Origin of the sequence: Pseudomonas sp. H11T01, assembly GCF_048515765.1 — a bacterium.
Taxonomy (GTDB): Bacteria; Pseudomonadota; Gammaproteobacteria; order Pseudomonadales; family Pseudomonadaceae; genus Aquipseudomonas.
The window spans coordinates 1-1,025 of record NZ_JBLYED010000067.1 but is presented as its reverse complement, the minus strand read 5'-3'; the positions used below and the strand labels follow the sequence as shown (position 1 = coordinate 1,025).

The window sequence follows — 1,025 nt, the reverse complement described above, 5'->3', positions numbered from 1 at the left end:
GGAATCTGGCCCGCCGCACCGGCCTTTCTCCAGCGATGCACCAAGTTCGGGGTGGCGATTCCAAGCGCGGTTTTCAGGTTTGGATGATCGGGGAAGCCAATGCCTTTTTTTGTCAGTGCGGTGAGTTGGACATTGAGCCGCGCCAGTAGACGCTTACGCTCGTTAAAAAATGCCGGTGAGCTCAGACGGCCCTCTGCCTGAAAGGTCCGTGTGTGCAAGGCCTCGATGTCACGCAGAATGACGTTCACATCGTCCAGGTTCTTGGCGAACATGGCCAAGCCTGCACTAGCTCCAAGGGATCCATAAGTTAGGATGGGCGCTATTTCGTCATAGTGACGCGCCATGAAATCGGCTTCTTCCGGGCTGAGTGGCTCCAGTGCCTTATCCACTTTGCTTGCCGCTGCCATCAACAACGCTTCTTCGTGAGTGCATTGATGATTGTTCGGGTCACTCAGGACAATCATCGTCCCGGCTTTTACTTGATCCAGGTTCGGGTTCAGTGCCTTGAATTTGGCGATGACGACGGGTTGGGGAGAGGGGAATAGCTGGGCCTCCAGCTTTTCAGCGGTCGTGCTCCTGGGGACGATGTAAAACCCCGGTTGCTCTAGCTCAGGGATGGGCGCTGGCCAGCGCTCACGGGGGAAGAATTTTAAGTCAGCGACAGGATGCGGCGAGGAGGCTGTTTTGGTTGCGACGGGCGTATTCGCGTTAGCCGTTTTGAGGTTTTGCGCGTGGACATAGCGCAATAAACGCCCGGGGTCTGGTTGTAATCCGGGTTGTGTAAGCCTTGAGACCGGGATTCTCTTTACCGAATCGGTTATCGCGTCTTGACCTTTGCGCGTCATGGCTTGCGACTGGATCAGCAGGGCGCGTTGTTCTTGCAACAGTGCCTGGATGCCTTGTTCCGGGGTTTTATGGCCTTGGGCGACATCATCGGCAATCCGCCTTGCGTAATAGGCGACTTCCCAATTGAACTGCTCACGCGCTGTACCGTGGGTAAGATGGCGAACGCTGATAGTGTGGGC

General features: G+C 56.0%; 1 protein-coding gene. It reads right to left on the bottom strand.

Annotation, left to right across the window (positions count from 1 at the left end):
• Positions 1-1,025: hypothetical protein (locus tag ACN1C3_RS33190; RefSeq protein ID WP_419119949.1), on the bottom strand; the 1,025-nt coding region annotated here is incomplete at both ends.